Origin of the sequence: Photobacterium sp. MCCC 1A19761 (assembly GCF_037389125.1) — a bacterium.
Lineage (GTDB): Bacteria > Pseudomonadota > Gammaproteobacteria > Enterobacterales > Vibrionaceae > Photobacterium.
Map to the genome: position 1 here is coordinate 23,252 of NZ_JAZGTF010000039.1, position 17,794 is coordinate 41,045.

Consider the following 17,794-nt stretch of genomic DNA (forward strand, 5'->3'; position numbering starts at 1 on the left):
CGAGTGTGGCCATCCTCGGGCCTGTGCCATCATTGGCCCGTTTTGGGCATAAAAAAACCCTCCGTAGGGAGGGGTAAGGTGCAGTTATCGTGCTCTTTGACGAGCAATATCATTGTTATTGTTGCTAGCGCGCAGATTTTGTACCACGGTGACGTGTCGGGCCGCAAACCCGGTGGCCGGATTGTTGTGATAAACATGATCTGCTTAACAATCGGGCTCTTTTGTTGCCGACCCGGAGTGTTACAATACGCCGCAGAATTTACCCAGGGAGTCCCGAATGAGCGAATTAAAGAATGACCGCTACCTACGTGCGCTGCTGAAGCAGCCGGTCGATTGCACACCGGTATGGATGATGCGCCAGGCAGGCCGTTATCTGCCAGAATACCGTGCAACCCGGAGTGTGGCCGGCGACTTTATGTCCCTCTGTAAAAATGCCGAGCTGGCCAGTGAAGTCACGCTACAACCGCTGCGCCGTTTTCCGCTGGATGCTGCCATTCTGTTTTCAGATATCCTGACCATTCCGGATGCCATGGGCCTGGGGCTGTACTTCGAAGCCGGTGAAGGACCGAAATTTGAGCGTCCGATCACCTGCAAGGCGGATGTCGACAAGATTGGCCTGCCGGATCCGGAAGGCGAGCTGCAGTATGTGATGAATGCTGTGCGCCAGATCCGCAAAGATCTGCAAGGCGAAGTACCGTTGATTGGTTTCTCGGGAAGCCCATGGACGCTGGCGACTTACATGGTCGAAGGTGGCAGCTCGAAAGCGTTCACCAAGATCAAGAAGATGATGTACGCCGAGCCGACGACGCTGCATGCCCTGCTGGATAAGCTGGCTGATAGCGTCACCGAGTACCTGAATGCCCAGATCAAGGCTGGTGCCCAGTCGGTCATGGTATTCGATACCTGGGGTGGCGTGCTGACCCCGCGTGATTACAACGAGTTTTCCCTGCGCTACATGCACAAGATTGTCGATGGTCTGATCCGTGAAAACGACGGTCGCCGTGTCCCGGTCACCCTGTTTACCAAGAACGGCGGTATGTGGCTGGAGCAGATCGCAGCGACGGGTTGTGATGCGGTGGGCCTGGACTGGACCATCAATATCGCGGATGCCAAGCGTCGTGTCGGCGACAAAGTGGCGCTGCAGGGCAACATGGATCCATCCATGCTGTACGCCCAGCCAGAGCGCATTCGTCAGGAAGTGGCGACGATCCTGGAAGGTTTCGGCCATGGCGGTACCGGCCATGTGTTCAACCTGGGCCACGGGATCCACCTGGACGTGCCGCCGGAAAATGCCGGGGTCTTTGTTGAGGCGGTCCACGAGTTGTCCAAGCCGTACCACAAATAACATATCGACACTTCACTGCTGGCCTTCATCGCAGCAGGACTGAGTCATCGTGCTCTGATTGACAGAGAAGATTGAAAAGCCCACGCCGTCGCCGGTGTGGGCTTTTTCTTTTCGGGATTATCCCTCGGCAATCCCCAGATGCTGGTGGACGTATTCGCGGATATAGGGCACCACTTCGGCTTCAAACCACGGGTTTTTCTTCAGCCACAGCGTGTTGCGCGGCGAGGGGTGGGGCATCGGGATATAACGCGGCGCCCATTGACGCCAGGATCTGACGGTCTCGGTCAGGGTTTTGGGCTTGTCCGGGAGGTAGCGCTGCTGGGCATACTGGCCGACCAGCAGGGTCATCCCGATTGCCGGCAGCAGCGGCCACACCTGCGGGTGCCACTGCGGCGCGCATTCCGGCCGCGGCGGCAGGTCACCGGATTTTCCCTTGCCCGGATAGCACAGCCCCATCGGCATGATGGCGATTTGCCGGGGATCGTAGAAGGTCTCCCGATCCAGGGCCAGCCAGGTGCGCAGCCGATCACCGCTCGGATCGTTCCAGGGGATCCCGGTGGCATGGACGCGGGTTCCCGGCGCCTGGCCGACAATCATCAGCCTGGCGCTGCTCGCGGCCTGGATCACCGGGCGTGGGCCGAGCGGGAGATGATCCTTGCAGATCTCGCAGCGGCGTATTTGATCCAGCAGGTTATCAAGTTGTTGCGATGCCATGGGGACTCCCTGGTTTGCTCCGGTGGAGGTTAGTAGCCGTGCTCAAAGCTGATCAGATTGCGCAGCGGCTGCTGTTGGGTATAGCGCAGATAGTTGTCCCGGAATGTCTCGAACACCTGCTCGGGGAAGCTTTCGGCGGCAATATGCGGGGTGATGGTGATCTGTGGGTGCTGCCAGAACGGATGTTGTGGTGCCAGCGGCTCCAGGTTGAATACATCCAGAAAAGCATGGGCGACCTGCCCGGCCTCAATTGCGGCCAGTAAGCCGGTTTCGCAGAGGCTATTGCCACGTCCAACGTTAAATACGAGCGTATCACGACAATGGCTCAGGCTGTCACGGTTGAGCAGCAGATCGGTCTGCGGCGTTGCCGGCAGGGTAGAGACCAGGACATCGGCCAGCGCCAGCGCGTCGGTCAGTTGCGTGAGCGGGTAGATCCGGTCAAAGTGCGTCGGTTCGGCACGTCCGCTGCGGTTGACGCCAATCACGCTCATCCCCATGGCTTTCGCGACCCCGGCCAGGTGGGTGCCGATCGAGCCGGTCCCGAGGACGACCAGCGTGCGCGCAGCCAGCGACGTGTAGGGCAGGGGATGCCACTGGCCGCGGCGTTGTTGCCGGCGGTACTGGCTCAGGTGGCGGGTATAGTCCAGGGTATAGCCCAGCACATATTCGGCGATTAGCGGTCCGAAATAGTCGCGGATATTGGTGAGCTGATAGTCCTGGCGCAGGCCGGGTTGCATCAGGGCGTCGATCCCGGCAAAGGTCGACTGCATCCAACACAGCGCAGGTAAATCAGCGAGTGCTGAAGCTGCCAGCGGCGGGTCAGCCAGGACAATCTCGGCCTCATCCGGGACGTCGGTGAAACGGAGCCCGGGCAGCGCTGCCACGCTGAGGAGTTGGTGATAGCGGGGCTGCTGTTTCGAGAGGATTAGTACCTTGTGCATTCCTTTTTCCTTTTTCCGACGCGGCGAATCAAGTAATATCCCAACCAAATCACTACCGCAGATGACTCCATGCTAAAGAATCCTGTTCAGCTTCGTCTAGAAAAATTAGAGCCCTGGCAACACATTACCTTTATGGTTTCCCTGTGCGAGCGGATGTATCCGAATTATGCGTTTTTCTGCCGGGAAACTGAGTTTGCCGATGCTCAGAAATACCGCCTGATCCTCGATAGCATCTGGGAGATCCTGACGGTGAAGTCGGCCAAGATCGACTTTGAAAAGCAGCTGGAGAAACTCGAAGAACTGGTCCCGAGTGCCGAAGACTACGATCTGTATGCGGTGAACCCTGCCATTGATGCCTGTATGGCGCTGGCGGATCTGCTTCATGCGCTGCTGGATCGCGATCTGATGCTGGAGACCCTGGAGAAGTTGAGCTCCCTTTCGGCGGAGACCGTGGCGGATCTGGAATTTGCCCAAACCGGAGAAGCGGTGACAAATGACAACCAGAAAGGCAATGAAGCCGTGTGTGCCGAGTGGGACATGCAGTGGGCGATTTTCCGGGCCCTGAAAGAGGCGGAGAAGCGGGACATTGAGCTGATCAAAGGCCTGCGCAAAGAATTGCGGGAAGATGCGATCAGCAATCTGGGCATTTCGCTGTAAAGACAACACTGTAGTCATTAGTTGACACTTCTGGAAAAAAAGAGCCGCCTAGCTCTTTTTTTATGGCCGGGGCATGAAGGTGTAGCTGAGTATCTTAGTAAATTACTCTGGTATTTTGATTTTAGCCCAGTCAAATTGACCAGGATGCTAGTAATTCGCTGAAGGAATTCACTTATTTCTCGCCATGGCTTGTCAGGGCATCGGCCGGGCGTTTATAACTTTAGGGGTCATCGGGAAGGCTTACCTTCCTGTTTTTTTTACCGTCAGCCGGGATCGGGTATGTCATCAACTGCCTTTACAACTTGCTTGTTGAACCGCAGCCAGCGCGCTGTGGCGGCAAACCTGCTCCTCCTGCTCTCTCTGGAACTTATCCGGGGCTGACAGGCCGTACCATTTTTCTGTCAGCCTGAGCTGTGCTGGCAGAGTCGCTCCTTCATCTTGACGTTCCCTTGCTAGTACCTTTCAGGCTGACTCCGACAGAGGAAGACTATGTTAAGTGCACGCAACATCGCCGCTTTAGGCTTTATGACTTTTGCCATGTACCTGGGTGCAGGCAACCTGATTTTCCCCCCGTTTCTGGGCTACCAGGCCGGAGATCATCTGATCGAAGGCATGATGGGGTTTCTGCTGACCGGGGTCGGCCTGCCGGCGCTTGCCCTGGTGGTGGTCGCGCTGGTCGGTGGTTCGGATAACCTGACCACGGTGTTACCGCGTCCGCTGGCCACCAGCTTCTGGGTGATGGTGTTTATTGTTATTGGTCCGGCGTTTGTGATCCCGCGGGCCATTACGGTCGCCTACCAGTTCAGCTTCGCACCTTTTGTCGGGGAATCCGCCCTGATCCCGTTCTCGCTGATCTTCTGTCTGGCGACGGTGATGTTCGCCCTGTACCCCGGCAAGCTGGTGGATACCCTGGGGAAATGGCTGACGCCAGTGCTGCTGTTGATCCTGGTGGTGATGGCGGGTGTGGCCTGGTGGTCTCCGGCAGGCGCTCTGAGCGCGGCAACCGGACCATATGTCTCCGGTGCCCTGGCGGAAGGCCTGACCCAGGGCTACATGACCATGGACGCGTTGGGCTCGATTGGCTTTGGCTGGATTATCTTCCGGGCGATCCAGAGTATGGGGGTCAGCTGCCCGAAAGCCACGGCCAAATACACCCTGATTGCCGCGCTGATGTATGCTGTCGCCATGGCGTTAGTCTATATTTCCCTGGCCTACATCGGGGCCACCAGTGTTCATGACGGCCAGGCGTACAGCAACGGTGGTGAAATCCTGACGGCCTTTACCACGGCGCGGTTCGGCCTGTTCGGCACTCTGCTGCTGGGCGTGGTGATGGTGCTGGCGTGTCTGACCACAGCGATTGGGGTCACGACGGCGGGCAGTGAGTTTTACAGCCGGACCTTCACCCCAGTGTCGTATCGGGGATGTGTCTGGGTCACTATGGGAGCCTCGGCGCTGGTGGCCAATATTGGGTTGGATCAGTTGCTGGCGATCACCTTGCCGGCTGTGGTTGCGCTGCACCCGGTCGCCATTGCCCTGCTGATGATTGCGCCGCTGCGCCGCTTCCTGTCGCCGGTTAGTGTGGTCGGCACCGTAGCGACGGCGCTGGTCTTTGGCGGACTGGATGCGCTGCATATTCTGGGCAGCATGCCGTCAGAGATGCATGGGGTGCTGAGCCGTGAATTGCCTTTGTATGGCTATTATGCCGGTTGGGTGGTTCCGACGGCTCTGGTTCTGGGGGCTGCCATGGTGGTGAAATCGTTGACAAGCAAAAGGTGGGTGCCTGCGGTTGAGCGGCCGCGGGGCTGAGTCGCCGTCCGAGCAGCCATGAGATCAACGCATCAGATCAAAAAGGGGCCAAATGGCCCCTTTGTTGTGATTTGGGTGGTTGTGATTTGGGTGGTTGCGGATATGGATTGTGATGGATGTCGGCGAGAGCGGATTAGGCCTCGTCGTCCCTGCTTTCAATCACGCCATGGAGTTTCTTCCAGCGTTCCCAGCGCTGGAACGCCAGTTGCTGCATGTCAGTGTTCTTATCGGCCTCATCGACAATCTCCTCGCCGACCAAGTGTTCAAAGATATCCTCCATGGTCACCAAGCCCTGGACTGTGCCGTATTCATCGACGATCAATACCAGTTGCGCGCGCTCTTTCATCAGTTGCTCGAACGCTTTAGGCACACTGACGGTATTGAGCACCACCGGCAGCGGGCGCATCAGGGTACCGAGCTCATTGTTGCCGCGACCGGCCTGGCTTTCGGCGAACAGCTCCAGGCGGTGGACAAAGCCGAGGATATTATCTGTTTGCTCGCTGTAGACCAATGGCCGCGAAAACGGGCTGTCCTTGTGCTGGGAGAGAAATTCGTTGATCGGTTGCTCGGCTGCAACCCGGAACAGCACCGGACGCGGTGTCATGATTTTGGTGATATTCACTTCACGGAACTGGAGCAGGTTGGCCAGGATCTTCGACTCGCCTTCGGCCAGCTCACCGGATTCCTTGGCCAGCATCGCCATCGCAGACAGCTCGTCACGCAGCTTCGGTGGCTGGTGGCCATGCGACAGGCGACGGGTGATTTGCTCGGAGACCCAGACAAACGGGGTCAGTGCCCAGACCATCCAGCGCAGGACACTGGCAGACGCCGGAGCCAGCTGGCGCCAGTAGGTGGCCCCGATGGTTTTTGGGATGATTTCGGAAAACAGCAGGATACCAATCGTTAATACGCCGGAGAACACGCCGAGCCACTGACTGCCGAACACCACGGCGGCTTGCGCACCGGCCGTTGCTGCCCCGATGGTATGGGCGATGGTATTGAGCGTGAGGATCGAGGCCAGTGGGCGATCGATATTATCTTTCAGGGCTGCCAGACGGGCGGCCGACGGGTGGCCTTGCTGACGCAGGGTCCCGATGTAGCTCGGCGAAATGCTGAGCAAAACGGCTTCAAGAACCGAACAAATGAACGAAACACCAATCGCAATCGCGACGTAAATCGTTAGGAGTATCATGCTTACCTTATGAACAAACAACAAAGTGACGGTTATATTAATCGGTGCGACGGGGAATAAATACAACTATTTCCGCCGGCCAGTACGTAACATTTTGTGAACTTGCGCTCAGTTTATGGTTAAAGAGCCCGCACCTAGCCACATCATAGCTGACAAACCTTTGCCACACGGGCTTCTTTTGAATTAGAGTTGATGCGTCTTAAGAAAAACCTTAGAAGGGAAACCTAATGAACAAGACCCAACTGATTGACCTGATCGCTGAAAAAGCAGATCTTTCTAAAGCTCAAGCGAAAATCGCCCTGGAATCGACTCTGGACGGTATTGCTGACGCGCTGAAGGAAGGTGACCAGGTTCAACTAATTGGCTTTGGTACATTTAAAGTAAACCACCGTGCTGCGCGCACTGGCCGTAACCCACAAACGGGTCAGGAAATCCAAATCGCTGCAGCGAACGTTCCTGCATTTGTCGCAGGTAAAGCACTGAAAGACTCAGTGAAATAATCTATACTCCGCCAGATAACGCATCTGGCGGAGTTTTTGTTATGAAACGTCTCATTCCTTTAGTTTTCCTCTCCCTCCTGGCTGGATGTGAAACCACTGCCGTTTCCGATACCGTTATCTCTCCGCTTTCGAAACATGCGACCGGCTATCAGCAAGGCTCCACGACGGCATTGTACTGGTATACCTCGCAACAAAACCAACCGGTAAACCTGGCCGGAGTCGTGACGGCGGAACATGGCGAGCGCTATGAGTCTGAATATCGCTGGCGGGACGGCAAACTGCGTGAAATCAAGCGTCAGGGCACCCGGCTGGGCGATGAGCATCTTCTGGTGCCGTTTACCCTGCACCTGCGCTACGATGCCGAGGGACAAGCGGTCTATCAGCGTTTTACCCAAGATGGCAGCGTGTTGCCGTTGTCTGATGTCGAGCTGTATGCCCCGATCCGTCAGGTAGATGCGGCACTGCGGGTGATCGCGCAGCAGCGCAAAGCCGGATTGAGCTTAGTGCAGGGCTACTGGCAGCAGCAGCATATGATCCTGTGCGGCGAGCAGCGGGCCAAGTCGCTGACGTTTAATACGGTTGCGGCGCAGGCGGCGGCCTCCGGGCATGAACGCGCCACTGGCTATATGGCCCTGACCGGTAAAGTCCGGCGCGACAGCATCGAAGCCAGCCAGGTACTGTTGCTGGCCGATAACAGCCAGCAGTGTCTGGTGCCGCCGGTGTTGTTGGATACCCAATAGTCCCGGAGTGGTCTGACGATCAAAAAACGCGCTGAAATCAGCGCGTTTTTTATGGGGTTCATCCACGAAGGACGGCGGGATTACTGCTCGCGGGCGATCGCACGATAGCCGATATCCTCACGGAAGAACATGCCGTCCCAGCTGATTTGCTGCGCCAGTGCATAGGCACGCTGCTGCGCAGCAGACACACTGTCGGCCATCGCCGTGGCACACAGCACCCGGCCACCGTTGGTCACCACGTTGCCGTCCTGCATGCAGGTGCCTGCATGGAAGACTTTCTCTCCTTCGGTGTTTTGCGTTGGCAGGCCGGAAATCACATCGCCTTTATTGTAGCTGGCCGGGTAGCCGCCAGCTGCCAGCACGATGCCGATTGAAGCGCGCGGATCCCACTTCGACTCCATGGTATCGAGCTTGCCGTCAATCGCAGCCAGGCATAGCTCAACCAGATCCGACTGCATGCGCAGCATGATCGGCTGGGTTTCCGGGTCGCCGAAACGGCAGTTGTATTCGATGACTTTCGGGGTGCCGTCGGCCATGATCATCAGGCCGGCATACAGGAAGCCGGTGTACGGCGCGCCTTCGGCAGCCATACCGCGCACGGTCGGGTAGATTACCTCGTCCATCACGCGCTGGTGGATCTCCGGCGTCACCACCGGGGCCGGGGAGTAGGCGCCCATGCCGCCGGTATTCGGCCCGGTGTCGCCGTTGCCGACCCGCTTGTGGTCTTGGCTGGTGGCCATCGGCAGTACATTTTCACCATCGACCATGACGATAAAGCTCGCCTCTTCGCCGTCGAGGAACTCTTCAATCACCACCCGGTGACCGGCTTCGCCGAAGGCGTTGCCGGCCAGCATGTCGCGCACGGCGTCTTCAGCTTCTTCCAGCGTCATTGCCACAATCACGCCTTTGCCGGCAGCCAGGCCGTCGGCTTTGACCACAATTGGCGCGCCTTTCTTGCGCAGGTACGCCAGCGCAGGCTCAACTTCGGTAAAGTTCTGGTACTCCGCCGTCGGGATCTGGTGACGAGCCAGGAAGTCTTTGGTGAAGGCTTTAGAGCCTTCGAGTTGGGCTGCGGCTTCGGTCGGACCGAAAATCGGCAGCTCAGCGGCACGGAAGGCATCGACCACTCCGATCACCAGCGGCGCTTCCGGGCCGACAATGGTCAGGTCAATCTGGTGCTCCCGGGCAAACTGAACCAGGCCCTGAATGTCTTCCACGCCGATCGCGACGTTTTCCAGCTTCGGCTCCAGCGCGGTCCCGGCATTGCCCGGCGCGACATAGACAGTTTCAACCTGAGGGTTTTGCGCGGCTTTCCAGCCCAGGGCGTGCTCGCGGCCGCCATTACCGATGATCAGAACTTTCATGTTTTCATCCTTATCGCGTCGCCATTTTTCTGATTTCGGTGTCAAGCGTACTCATTTATCGGCATAAACTCCGTGCGCTTTCCTTGAACTCAAAAAAATGGCTTTGCGCTAAATGCTTAAAAGTTGCTAAAGCTAATGCTCACAACAACGTGTGAGCTTAAATTAAATAACACCCAGGCCCCGATGAACGGGGCCTGGGTGTGAATATGGGTTTTAGTGACGGAAGTGGCGCATGCCGGTGAAGACCATCGCCATACCGTGTTCGTTGGCAGCGGCGATGACTTCTTCATCGCGCATCGAGCCACCTGGCTGAATCACGCAGGTGATCCCGGCTTCGGCGGCGGCGTCGATGCCGTCACGGAACGGGAAGAAGGCATCGGAAGCCATCACGCTACCGGCCACTTCCAGGTTCTCGTCCGCGGCTTTGATCCCAGCAATCTTCGCCGAGTAGACGCGGCTCATCTGGCCGGCGCCAACGCCGATGGTCATGTTGCCTTTGGCGTAGACAATCGCGTTGGATTTGACATATTTCGCCACTTTCCAGCAGAACAGGGCGTCACGCAGCTCTTCCTCGCTTGGCTGGCGCTGGGAAACCACTTTCAGGTCGTCCAGACCGACCATGCCCTGATCGCGGTCCTGAACTAGCAGACCGCCGTTGACACGCTTCACATCGAAGCCGGTGGTTTTGGTCGACCACTCACCGCACTCCAGCAGGCGAACGTTTTTCTTCGCCGCCACGACGGCGATGGCTTCTGCGGATACGCTCGGGGCGATGATGACTTCCACAAACTGACGCTCAACAATGGCTGTGGCAGTCGCGGCATCCAGCTCGCGGTTGAAGGCGATGATGCCGCCGAAAGCTGATGTCGGATCGGTTTTGTAAGCGCGATCATAGGCTTCCAGGATATCGCTACCTAGCGCGACACCACACGGGTTGGCGTGTTTGACGATCACACAGGCGGGCTGGTCAAACTCTTTGACACACTCCAGTGCTGCGTCGGTATCGGCAATGTTGTTGTAAGACAGGGCTTTCCCCTGGATCTGACGGGCCGTGGCGACCGAGGCTTCTTCCGGCTGCTTCTCGACGTAGAAGGCGGCGGCCTGGTGGCTGTTCTCGCCGTAGCGCATGTCCTGCTTCTTCTCGAACTGCTGGTTGAAAGTACGCGGGAATTTGCTTTTATTTTCAGGAGAAGGAGCATCGCCCTCTTCGTTCTCGCCGTAAGACGGCACCATGGTGCCGAAATAGTTGGCAATCATCCCGTCGTAGGCCGCCGTGTGTTCAAACGCAGCAATGGCCAGGTCGAAACGGGTGGCCTGGGTCAGTGAGCCGTCGTGGCTTTCCAGCTCAGACAGAATGCGGTCATAGTCGTGGGCGTTGACCACAATGGTCACGTCTTTGTGGTTTTTCGCCGCCGAACGTACCATGGTCGGGCCGCCGATATCGATGTTTTCGACCGCATCTGCCAGGGTACAGTTCGGATTGGCAACGGTCTGGGCAAACGGGTAGAGGTTCACCACTACCATGTCAATCGGGTCAATGCCGTGCTCAGCCATGATCGCATCATCCTGGCCGCGGCGACCCAGCACGCCACCGTGTACTTTCGGGTGCAGAGTTTTCACCCGGCCGTCCATCATTTCAGGAAAGCCGGTATAGTCAGAAACTTCAGTGACTTTGATGCCTTGTTCGGCCAGCAGGCGGGCGGTGCCACCGGTCGACAGGATATCTACACCACGGTTGGCAAGAGCTTGTGCGAATTCAACAATTCCAGTTTTGTCTGATACGCTGATCAGCGCACGGCGAATAGGACGAGCGTTTTCCATTGTGACCATCTCTTTTGTACACGGGGAATATTTGCCAAAAGCCGGCTCGTATCAGCCGGGTTTTGGCAAATACCCTCAGTCAGGTAGAATCGACCCATAGGCGGTATCTCCGGGCAGGGATCCCCTGTGTCGATGGCGCCTATCTTACATCATTTCGCCTGTTGCGCAAACGTTTGCTTTTTGCGGCAGGCAGGATGACTTTCTCAAGGTGCCTCTGGAAAGGAAAAGTCGGCTATGTACATGATTGGGCAACTGGCCAAGCTGTGTGAGGTCAGCAGTGATACTTTGCGGTTCTATGAAAAGAATGGTTTGATAACCCCGGCGGGGCGCAGCGATTCTGGCTATCGTTTGTATAACGAAGCCAGCCTGAAACAGATCAGTTTTATCCTGAAAGCCAAAGAGTTGGGCCTGAGCCTGGACGAGATCCGGGAGTTGCTGGAAATTCGCCTGGAAGCGACCGAGCATAGCTGCGCTGAGGTCAAGGCGATCACCTCAGCCAAGCTGACGCTGATCGACAGCAAAATTGCCGAGCTGACCCGGATTCGCACGGCGCTGAAGAAAATCAATGATGCCTGCTGTGGCCATGATGACGATAATGCCAGCCATTGCTCGATCCTTGAAGCCCTGGCGGCGGAGGATAAAGCCTCGTGAATCCGGCAGGCCTTGCGCCTGCCGGACCGGGCGTTTAGGCAAATTCCATCACAATCCGACCGTTAACCTCCCCTTTTTCCATCTCGGCAAAAATCGCGTTAATGTCTTCTAGCGGTTTGACCTGGGTAATGGCCTTCACCTTGCCCTCGGCGGCAAATTGCAGACACTCCTGCAGATCTTTTCGGGTGCCGACGATGGAGCCGATGATTTTCACCCCGTTCAGCACAGTATCAAAAATCGGGATCGGCATTTCATCCGGTGGCAGGCCAACCAGCACACAGGTACCGCCGCGGCGGATCGACTTGTAGGCCTCTTCGAAGGCAGGCTTCGACACCGCGGTACAGACCACCCCGTGCACGCCGCCGACCAGATGTTGTACCGCCGCTGAGGGCGATTCCTGCATGAAGTCGATGGTATGGGTGGCGCCAAGCTCTCTGGCCAGCGCCAGCTTTTCTGCACCGGTATCGATGGCAATCACATTCATGCCCATGGCCGCCGCATACTGGATGGCCAGGTGGCCCAGCCCGCCGGCACCGACAATTGCCACCCACTGGCCCGGTTTCACCCCAGTGACTTTGAGGGATTTGTAGGTCGTGACCCCGGCGCAGAACAGGGGCGCGGCATCGACATAGCTCAGGCCGTCGGGGATCTTGATGGCGTAATCACCATGCGCCAGGCAATACTCCGCGTAGCCGCCATCAACCGAGTAGCCTGCATTGTGCTGATCCAGGCACAGGGTTTCCTGGCCGTCGAGGCAATAATCGCAGTGGCCGCAGGCGCTGTAGAGCCATGGCACACCGACCCGATCGCCGACGGACAGGTGATGAATTTCGCTGCCGACGGCAACAACTTCGCCCACGCCTTCATGGCCAGGGACCAGCGGCATTTTCGGCTTCACCGGCCAGTCGCCGCGACAGGCGTGCAGATCGGTGTGGCACACGCCGCAGGCATGGATTTTCACGAGTACATCGCGGACTTTGACCACCGGAACCGGGATATCCTTGATCACCAACGGCCCTTTGAACTCACTGACGACAGCAGCTTTCATAATCTCTCCTGAACTAGGTTATTGAATGGGTGTAAGTGATAATTATTATCACTTATTTGTGGCGTTTTGTGTGACCAGGCTCATATTGGTGGGGGGTGTCGAATGTCTGTTGCCGGGGTTGTTTCTGAACGTGCGATCCAGAGCGGACATCGAAGCCAATGGTGACAGGCCCAGAAAGCGTTGCGGCGTATCACTTCCGAATCGTGTCGGTATTTTTTGCTAGGGGCGGACCCGTAAATGTGATAGCGTCGAGAAATGAAGATGTTACGGAACTTAGATAAGGAAAATCATGTTGAACGTGAATGAATATTTTGAAGGCAAGGTCAAATCCATCGGGTTTGAGAGCGGTGGCGAGCGTGCCAGTGTCGGCGTCATGCTGCCGGGCGAATATACGTTTGCGACTGCTGCGCCGGAGCGGATGACTGTGGTCAAAGGGGCCATGACCGTGAAGTTGCCGGGTCATATTGACTGGGAAACTTACTATGCCGGTGATGATTTTGAAGTCCCGGGCGATGCGTCTTTCCATGTCAAAGTCGAGAAAGAAACCGCCTACCTGTGTGACTACCGTTAATTCAAACGGTAAGCGTCTGTGGTGATGCCAAAAGGGTGGGGCAACCCTCTGCCATGTTTCATGTAATCAACAGCACACGCAGTCAACAGCATCAGTGAAGCTGTTCGCTGACGGGGTGAGCCCGGAGCCGGGCCAGAAATGCAAAAGGCAGAAACCGAAGTTTCTGCCTTTATTTATTCTTTGAAAGCTTCCGGGGAAGCCGGCAATCAGTTCATGCCGTATTTTTTCAGCTTCTTACGAAGAGTGCCGCGGTTGATGCCCATCATGGTTGCTGCGCGCGTCTGGTTACCGCGGGTGTACTGCATGATGGTGTCCAGTAGTGGCTGTTCAACTTCAGCCAGAACCAGCTCGTACAGATCATCGACTTCCTGACCGTTTAACTGAGCCAGGTAGTTCTTGAGTGACGCCTTGACAGAGTCACGGAGTGGCTTCTGTGTGATTTGGTCTTGTGAAGTTACAGTCGTCACTGTTAGTGCTTCTGAAGTCAGATTTTGTTCGAACATATTCTGTCAGCTCTTCTCGTATTTATGCAACGTTTTCGAAGTAGCCTTGCAGCGCATCGATTTGCTGTTGGGCATCCTCGATAGCGTTGAAGGTCTGGCGAAAGTCTCCTGCCGGAGCATGTTCTTTCAAGTACCAAGACACGTGTTTACGTGCGATGCGCAACCCGAGATACTCGCCGTAGAAACGGTGAAGTTCCTGAACATGGCCCAGCATGGTATTGCCGACTTCATCAATCGATGGGGCCGGCAAATGTTCGCCAGTTGTTAAGTAGTGATGGATTTCCTGGAAAATCCACGGACGCCCTTGAGCCGGGCGGCCAATCATCAAAGCGTCGGCACCGGTGTAATCCAGTACGAAGCGTGCCTTCTCCGGTGAGTCGATATCACCGTTCGCAATCACCGGGATCGAAATCGCTTCTTTCACCGCTCTGATGTAATCGTATTCTGCCTCGCCTTTGTACATACAGGCTTTGGTCCGGCCGTGCAGGGCCAGAGCCTGAATGCCGCATTGCTCAGCCATTTGGGCAATCTCGACACAGTTTCGGTTGTCCGGATCCCAACCCGTCCGGGTTTTCAGCGTTACCGGAACATCGACCGCGTTCACCACACTGCGCAGGATCTCTTCGACCAGCGCCGGGTATTGCAGCAGGGCCGAGCCCGCCAGCCGCTTGTTGACCTTCTTGGCCGGGCAACCCATGTTGATATCGATGATTTGCGCACCGTTCTCAACGCTGAATTGTGCCGCTTCGGCCATCAGGGCCGGATCGGCACCGGCGATCTGAACCGAGCGGATCCCGGACTCGCCTTCATGGACCATGCGGTTCTGGGACTTAGACGTATTCCACAAATCTGGATTTGAAGACATCATTTCGCTCACCGCCATTCCCGCGCCATAGCGCAGACACAGCTCACGAAATGGCCGATCGGTGACACCCGCCATGGGCGCGACAATCAGCTGGTTTTTTAGTTGATAAGGACCGATCTTCAAACGTCTGTTCCTGACTGTGCCAGTAAGGGCGCGCATTTTACGCATTTTTTCCCTTTCTGAAAAGGCCAATAATTGAGCATTTCGTTTTTGAATTACAAAAGCGTATGAAATTCAATCAATTGGCCATTTTGTGCACAATCAAATCCTGGCCGAGATTGTGCCGTTATGCCTTGTGACCGGAGATTCGGCACCACTCTTCGCGGGCGGTGATCGGGTCCAGGGTCAGGGCGTCGCTGTAGAACGCGGCGACATCTTCCGCTTGGCTTTCCAGCACGCCGGAGATCGCCAGATCGCCACCGTCTTTGACCAGTCCCTTAATCACCGGCGACAGCTCGCGCAGCGGGCCAGCCAGGATGTTGGCGACCACGACATCGGCCTGGATGTCGGCCGGTTGATCTTGCGGCAGGAACAGCTCCAGCTGATCAGCCACGCCGTTACGCTCCGCATTGTCGCGGGAAGCCAGAATAGCTTGCGGGTCGATATCAATCCCGATCACCTTGGCGGCACCCAGCTTGATGGCGGCAATCGCCAGGATGCCTGAGCCACAGCCGAAATCGATCACGGTTTTACCGGTCAGATCCTGGCCGTCCAGCCATTCCAGGCACAGCGAAGTGGTCGGGTGGGTTCCGGTTCCGAAAGCCAGGCCCGGGTCCAGCAGGACGTTGACGGCGTCCGGTTCCGGCGCTTCGCGCCAGCTCGGGCAGATCCACAGGCGGCGGCCGAAACGCATCGGGTGGAAGTTATCCATCCACTCGCGCTCCCAGTCTTTGTCTTCCAGTTGTTCAACTTTATAGGCAAAGTCGTCGGCCAGCAGCGAGCTGTTTTTCAGCAGGGTGAGCACCAGATCCATGTCGGACTCGGCATCATATAAACCGACGACATCGGTATCGCCCCACAGGCGGGTTTCACCAGGGAGCGGCTCAAACACCGGAGTATCCTGGGCGTCAAGGAAGGTGACGGACAGGGCGCCGGTCTCTTCCATCAGCATATCGCCAATGGCTTCGGCATTTTCTGCGGTTGCGTTGAGTTTAATCTGAATCCAGGGCATGGCTCATTTCCAATCAGGCTTCGGTTCAAAGGTGCGGAGTCTAGCATAAAAAGTCAGCAGCTCGCACCTGATTCATGGCGGCGCCGGCTGGGGCCGCCTCTGAAAAAAGATAGCACCGGCAGGTGCTATCTGGTGGGGGAGGTGGACGAGCGTTACGCCTGGGGCTGCGGCTCAGCGACGAAGGTCGGTTTGGCCAGACTGCCGAGGACAAAGCTGATCAGGCCAAGGGCCAGCGTCGGGACGATGGCATGCATGCCGCCGAGATCCGGCTTGAACACCGACAGGCCGATGTAGCAGCCAAGGCCGGTGATCATTGAGGCAAAGGCGCCGGTGGCTGAGGCTTTTTTCCAGTACAGGCCCAGCACCAGCGGCCAGAGGAAGACGGCCTGCATGCCGCCGAAGGCCAGCAGGTTGAGCCAGATAATCATATCCGGCGGGTTGGTGGCGGCAATGAACACCAGCAGCGAGAAAATCCCGGTGACCCACAGCGAGAGTTTCGGTAGTCGGGATTCGGTCTCCGGGGCGCTCGCGGCGGCTGGGTTAATGTAATTGAGGTAAAGATCCTTGAGCAGGGTTGCCGAGGCCTGGATCAGCTGCGAGTCGATGGTCGACATGATCGCGGCCATCGGACCGGCGAGGAAGATTCCGGCCACCACCGGCGGCAGCACTGTCATCATCAGGGTCGGCATGATCTGATCCGGGCTGGCGATATCCGGCACAATGGCGCGGCCCAGGGCACCGGCCAGATGCATGCCCAGCATCAGGAAGGCCACCATGGCGGTGCTGATCACCATGCCGCGGTGAAGCGAGCGGCTGTCTTTGTACGACATGCAGCGCACGGCCGCATGGGGCAGGCCGATCACGCCAAAGCACACCAGGACCCAGAAACTCAACATAAACGGCTGGGAGAGGAAGTTGTCCGGGCCGAACGGGGTGATGAGATCCGGGTCGATCCGGTGCAGATCCGTGATCAGCTCTCCGACGCTGCCCCCGGCATGGATGATCCCGCCGAGCAGCGCCAGCGTGCCGATGATCATCATGATCCCCTGAACCGTGTCGGTCATCACTACTGCGCGGAACCCGCCGATGGTGGTATACAGGCCGACGGTGGCGGCAAACAGCATCAGGCCCTGCTCATAAGAGAGGCCGGTGACGGTTTGCAGCAACCGGGCACCGCCGACGAACTGCACCACCATGGTCCCGAAGAAGGCCAGCAGCAGCGCCAGGGAGGCGAAGATCACCACGCCGCGGTTGCGATAGCGGGCATAGAGCATATCGTTGAGCGTCAGGGCGTTGTGGCGCCGGGCCTCAATGGCAAACTTCTTGCCCAGCACCCCCAGCGTCAGCCAGGCGGCCGGCAGCTGGATCATGGCCAGCAGCACCCAGCCCAGGCCCATCTTATAAGCCGCGCCCGGCCCGCCGATGAATGAGCTGGCACTGGCATAGGTGGCGGCCAGCGTCATCGCCAGGACGAACCCGCCCATACTGCGGCCCCCGACCAGGTATTCGCTGAGAAAGCCGCTGCCGCGTTGCTGGTGGCGGCGGGTGAACCAGGCGAAACCGAACACGGCAGCGAGGTACAGCACCAGAGGGATCAACAGGGAATTAGACATCCGGCGTATCCTCGTCAACAGTCAGCGGCATGTCCTGATAGAGGTATTTCACCATCAGGGCGCACAGCAGGGTAAAGATCACCGGGCCGATAATACAAGCCAGCAGGAACCAGAGCGGGAAGCCCCAGTAAAGCTCCGGGAGCGAGGTCTGGGCCGGATCGGGGGCGAAGGCATACGCCGAGCCGTACCACCAGAAAAAATAAGCGAGCGCTAACCCCAGGGCCCATTTGGCTTCTTTATGGGCCTGGTGATAGCGAGCAGAGAGCGTCTTCATACGGAAGTCTCCAGTCGT

Annotated in this window: 18 protein-coding genes; 7 read left to right on the plus strand and 11 right to left on the minus strand. The window is 57.4% G+C overall.

The window, feature by feature from the left end; translation table 11 throughout:
- Positions 1–277: 277 nt before the first annotated feature.
- Entirely contained in the window at positions 278–1,345 is a 1,068-nt protein-coding gene (hemE, locus tag VV869_RS22345; RefSeq protein WP_337737151.1) for a uroporphyrinogen decarboxylase, read from the plus strand.
- 117 nt (positions 1,346–1,462) lie between these two features.
- Here hemE and VV869_RS22350 read toward each other — a convergent pair whose 3' ends face one another.
- On the minus strand, positions 1,463–2,059 hold the full coding sequence (locus VV869_RS22350) for a uracil-DNA glycosylase family protein (RefSeq protein WP_337737152.1): 597 nt from the start codon (positions 2,057–2,059) through the stop codon (positions 1,463–1,465).
- Between the two features lie 29 nt (positions 2,060–2,088).
- The gene (locus tag VV869_RS22355; RefSeq protein ID WP_337737153.1) at positions 2,089–3,000 is read right to left on the minus strand and encodes a D-2-hydroxyacid dehydrogenase; all 912 of its coding nucleotides are present in this window, start codon (positions 2,998–3,000) and stop codon (positions 2,089–2,091) included.
- Between the two features lie 69 nt (positions 3,001–3,069).
- Here VV869_RS22355 and VV869_RS22360 point away from each other — a divergent pair, with 69 nt between their 5' ends.
- Both VV869_RS22360 and brnQ read left to right on the plus strand, forming a co-directional pair.
- Positions 3,070–3,657 (plus strand): YjaG family protein, encoded by a 588-nt coding sequence (locus tag VV869_RS22360; RefSeq protein WP_337737154.1) that lies wholly within the window; start codon positions 3,070–3,072, stop codon positions 3,655–3,657.
- 489 nt (positions 3,658–4,146) lie between these two features.
- Positions 4,147–5,463, plus strand: a complete 1,317-nt coding sequence (gene brnQ, locus VV869_RS22365) for a branched-chain amino acid transport system II carrier protein (RefSeq protein WP_337737155.1) — start codon at positions 4,147–4,149, stop codon at positions 5,461–5,463.
- 133 nt (positions 5,464–5,596) lie between these two features.
- On the opposite strand, the gene VV869_RS22370 is transcribed toward brnQ, so the two are convergent.
- Positions 5,597–6,655: a hemolysin family protein gene (locus tag VV869_RS22370; protein ID WP_337737156.1), complete on the minus strand. Its 1,059-nt coding sequence runs from the start codon at positions 6,653–6,655 to the stop codon at positions 5,597–5,599.
- Between the two features lie 227 nt (positions 6,656–6,882).
- Between VV869_RS22370 and hupA the strand changes: the two genes are divergently transcribed.
- Together hupA and VV869_RS22380 are read left to right on the plus strand one after the other, a co-directional pair.
- Positions 6,883–7,155: a nucleoid-associated protein HU-alpha gene (gene hupA / locus VV869_RS22375; protein WP_261601180.1), complete on the plus strand. Its 273-nt coding sequence runs from the start codon at positions 6,883–6,885 to the stop codon at positions 7,153–7,155.
- A gap of 41 nt (positions 7,156–7,196) precedes the next feature.
- A complete protein-coding gene (locus tag VV869_RS22380) occupies positions 7,197–7,895 on the plus strand; it encodes a DUF1481 domain-containing protein (RefSeq protein ID WP_337737157.1) in 699 nt (232 codons plus the stop codon).
- Positions 7,896–7,975: 80 nt separating this feature from the next.
- Here VV869_RS22380 and purD read toward each other — a convergent pair whose 3' ends face one another.
- A complete protein-coding gene (purD, locus tag VV869_RS22385) occupies positions 7,976–9,259 on the minus strand; it encodes a phosphoribosylamine--glycine ligase (RefSeq protein ID WP_337737158.1) in 1,284 nt (427 codons plus the stop codon).
- A gap of 213 nt (positions 9,260–9,472) precedes the next feature.
- Positions 9,473–11,080 (minus strand): bifunctional phosphoribosylaminoimidazolecarboxamide formyltransferase/IMP cyclohydrolase, encoded by a 1,608-nt coding sequence (gene purH, locus VV869_RS22390; RefSeq protein WP_337737159.1) that lies wholly within the window; start codon positions 11,078–11,080, stop codon positions 9,473–9,475.
- A 234-nt stretch (positions 11,081–11,314) separates the two neighbouring features.
- On the opposite strand from purH, the gene zntR reads away from it, so the two are divergent.
- Positions 11,315–11,731, plus strand: coding sequence for a Zn(2+)-responsive transcriptional regulator (gene zntR / locus VV869_RS22395; protein ID WP_337737160.1), 417 nt, complete (start codon positions 11,315–11,317; stop codon positions 11,729–11,731).
- Between the two features lie 34 nt (positions 11,732–11,765).
- Here the strand turns inward: zntR and adhP are convergent, their stop codons facing one another.
- Positions 11,766–12,779: an alcohol dehydrogenase AdhP gene (gene adhP / locus VV869_RS22400; protein ID WP_337737161.1), complete on the minus strand. Its 1,014-nt coding sequence runs from the start codon at positions 12,777–12,779 to the stop codon at positions 11,766–11,768.
- 289 nt (positions 12,780–13,068) lie between these two features.
- Here adhP and ppnP point away from each other — a divergent pair, with 289 nt between their 5' ends.
- Positions 13,069–13,350, plus strand: a complete 282-nt coding sequence (gene ppnP / locus VV869_RS22405) for a pyrimidine/purine nucleoside phosphorylase (RefSeq protein WP_261601174.1) — start codon at positions 13,069–13,071, stop codon at positions 13,348–13,350.
- 206 nt (positions 13,351–13,556) lie between these two features.
- Here the strand turns inward: ppnP and fis are convergent, their stop codons facing one another.
- The 5 genes from fis to VV869_RS22430 form a co-directional block, all read right to left on the minus strand.
- Entirely contained in the window at positions 13,557–13,853 is a 297-nt protein-coding gene (gene fis / locus VV869_RS22410; protein ID WP_005372656.1) for a DNA-binding transcriptional regulator Fis, read from the minus strand.
- A 22-nt stretch (positions 13,854–13,875) separates the two neighbouring features.
- On the minus strand, positions 13,876–14,841 hold the full coding sequence (dusB, locus tag VV869_RS22415) for a tRNA dihydrouridine synthase DusB (protein WP_337737167.1): 966 nt from the start codon (positions 14,839–14,841) through the stop codon (positions 13,876–13,878).
- Between the two features lie 163 nt (positions 14,842–15,004).
- Positions 15,005–15,889 carry a 50S ribosomal protein L11 methyltransferase gene (gene prmA, locus VV869_RS22420; RefSeq protein ID WP_337737168.1) on the minus strand — a complete coding sequence of 295 codons (885 nt, stop codon included), beginning with the start codon at positions 15,887–15,889 and terminating at the stop codon, positions 15,005–15,007.
- A 152-nt stretch (positions 15,890–16,041) separates the two neighbouring features.
- A complete protein-coding gene (panF, locus tag VV869_RS22425) occupies positions 16,042–17,502 on the minus strand; it encodes a sodium/pantothenate symporter (RefSeq protein ID WP_337737169.1) in 1,461 nt (486 codons plus the stop codon).
- On the minus strand, positions 17,495–17,776 hold the full coding sequence (locus VV869_RS22430) for a YhdT family protein (protein ID WP_337737170.1): 282 nt from the start codon (positions 17,774–17,776) through the stop codon (positions 17,495–17,497). The genes panF and VV869_RS22430 overlap by 8 nt, the downstream gene beginning before the upstream one ends.
- Positions 17,777–17,794: the final 18 nt, after the last annotated feature.

Bases quoted from the DNA above. Each gene is read 5' to 3' on its own strand.
- hemE (WP_337737151.1), top strand. From the start codon at position 278: ATGAGCGAATTAAAGAATGACCGCTACCTACGTGCGCTGCTGAAGCAG.
- VV869_RS22350 (WP_337737152.1), bottom strand. From the start codon at position 2,059: ATGGCATCGCAACAACTTGATAACCTGCTGGATCAAATACGCCGCTGC.
- VV869_RS22355 (WP_337737153.1), bottom strand. From the start codon at position 3,000: ATGCACAAGGTACTAATCCTCTCGAAACAGCAGCCCCGCTATCACCAA.
- VV869_RS22360 (WP_337737154.1), top strand. From the start codon at position 3,070: ATGCTAAAGAATCCTGTTCAGCTTCGTCTAGAAAAATTAGAGCCCTGG.
- brnQ (WP_337737155.1), top strand. From the start codon at position 4,147: ATGTTAAGTGCACGCAACATCGCCGCTTTAGGCTTTATGACTTTTGCC.
- VV869_RS22370 (WP_337737156.1), bottom strand. From the start codon at position 6,655: ATGATACTCCTAACGATTTACGTCGCGATTGCGATTGGTGTTTCGTTC.
- hupA (WP_261601180.1), top strand. From the start codon at position 6,883: ATGAACAAGACCCAACTGATTGACCTGATCGCTGAAAAAGCAGATCTT.
- VV869_RS22380 (WP_337737157.1), top strand. From the start codon at position 7,197: ATGAAACGTCTCATTCCTTTAGTTTTCCTCTCCCTCCTGGCTGGATGT.
- purD (WP_337737158.1), bottom strand. From the start codon at position 9,259: ATGAAAGTTCTGATCATCGGTAATGGCGGCCGCGAGCACGCCCTGGGC.
- purH (WP_337737159.1), bottom strand. From the start codon at position 11,080: ATGGAAAACGCTCGTCCTATTCGCCGTGCGCTGATCAGCGTATCAGAC.
- zntR (WP_337737160.1), top strand. From the start codon at position 11,315: ATGTACATGATTGGGCAACTGGCCAAGCTGTGTGAGGTCAGCAGTGAT.
- adhP (WP_337737161.1), bottom strand. From the start codon at position 12,779: ATGAAAGCTGCTGTCGTCAGTGAGTTCAAAGGGCCGTTGGTGATCAAG.
- ppnP (WP_261601174.1), top strand. From the start codon at position 13,069: ATGTTGAACGTGAATGAATATTTTGAAGGCAAGGTCAAATCCATCGGG.
- fis (WP_005372656.1), bottom strand. From the start codon at position 13,853: ATGTTCGAACAAAATCTGACTTCAGAAGCACTAACAGTGACGACTGTA.
- prmA (WP_337737168.1), bottom strand. From the start codon at position 15,889: ATGCCCTGGATTCAGATTAAACTCAACGCAACCGCAGAAAATGCCGAA.
- panF (WP_337737169.1), bottom strand. From the start codon at position 17,502: ATGTCTAATTCCCTGTTGATCCCTCTGGTGCTGTACCTCGCTGCCGTG.
- VV869_RS22430 (WP_337737170.1), bottom strand. From the start codon at position 17,776: ATGAAGACGCTCTCTGCTCGCTATCACCAGGCCCATAAAGAAGCCAAA.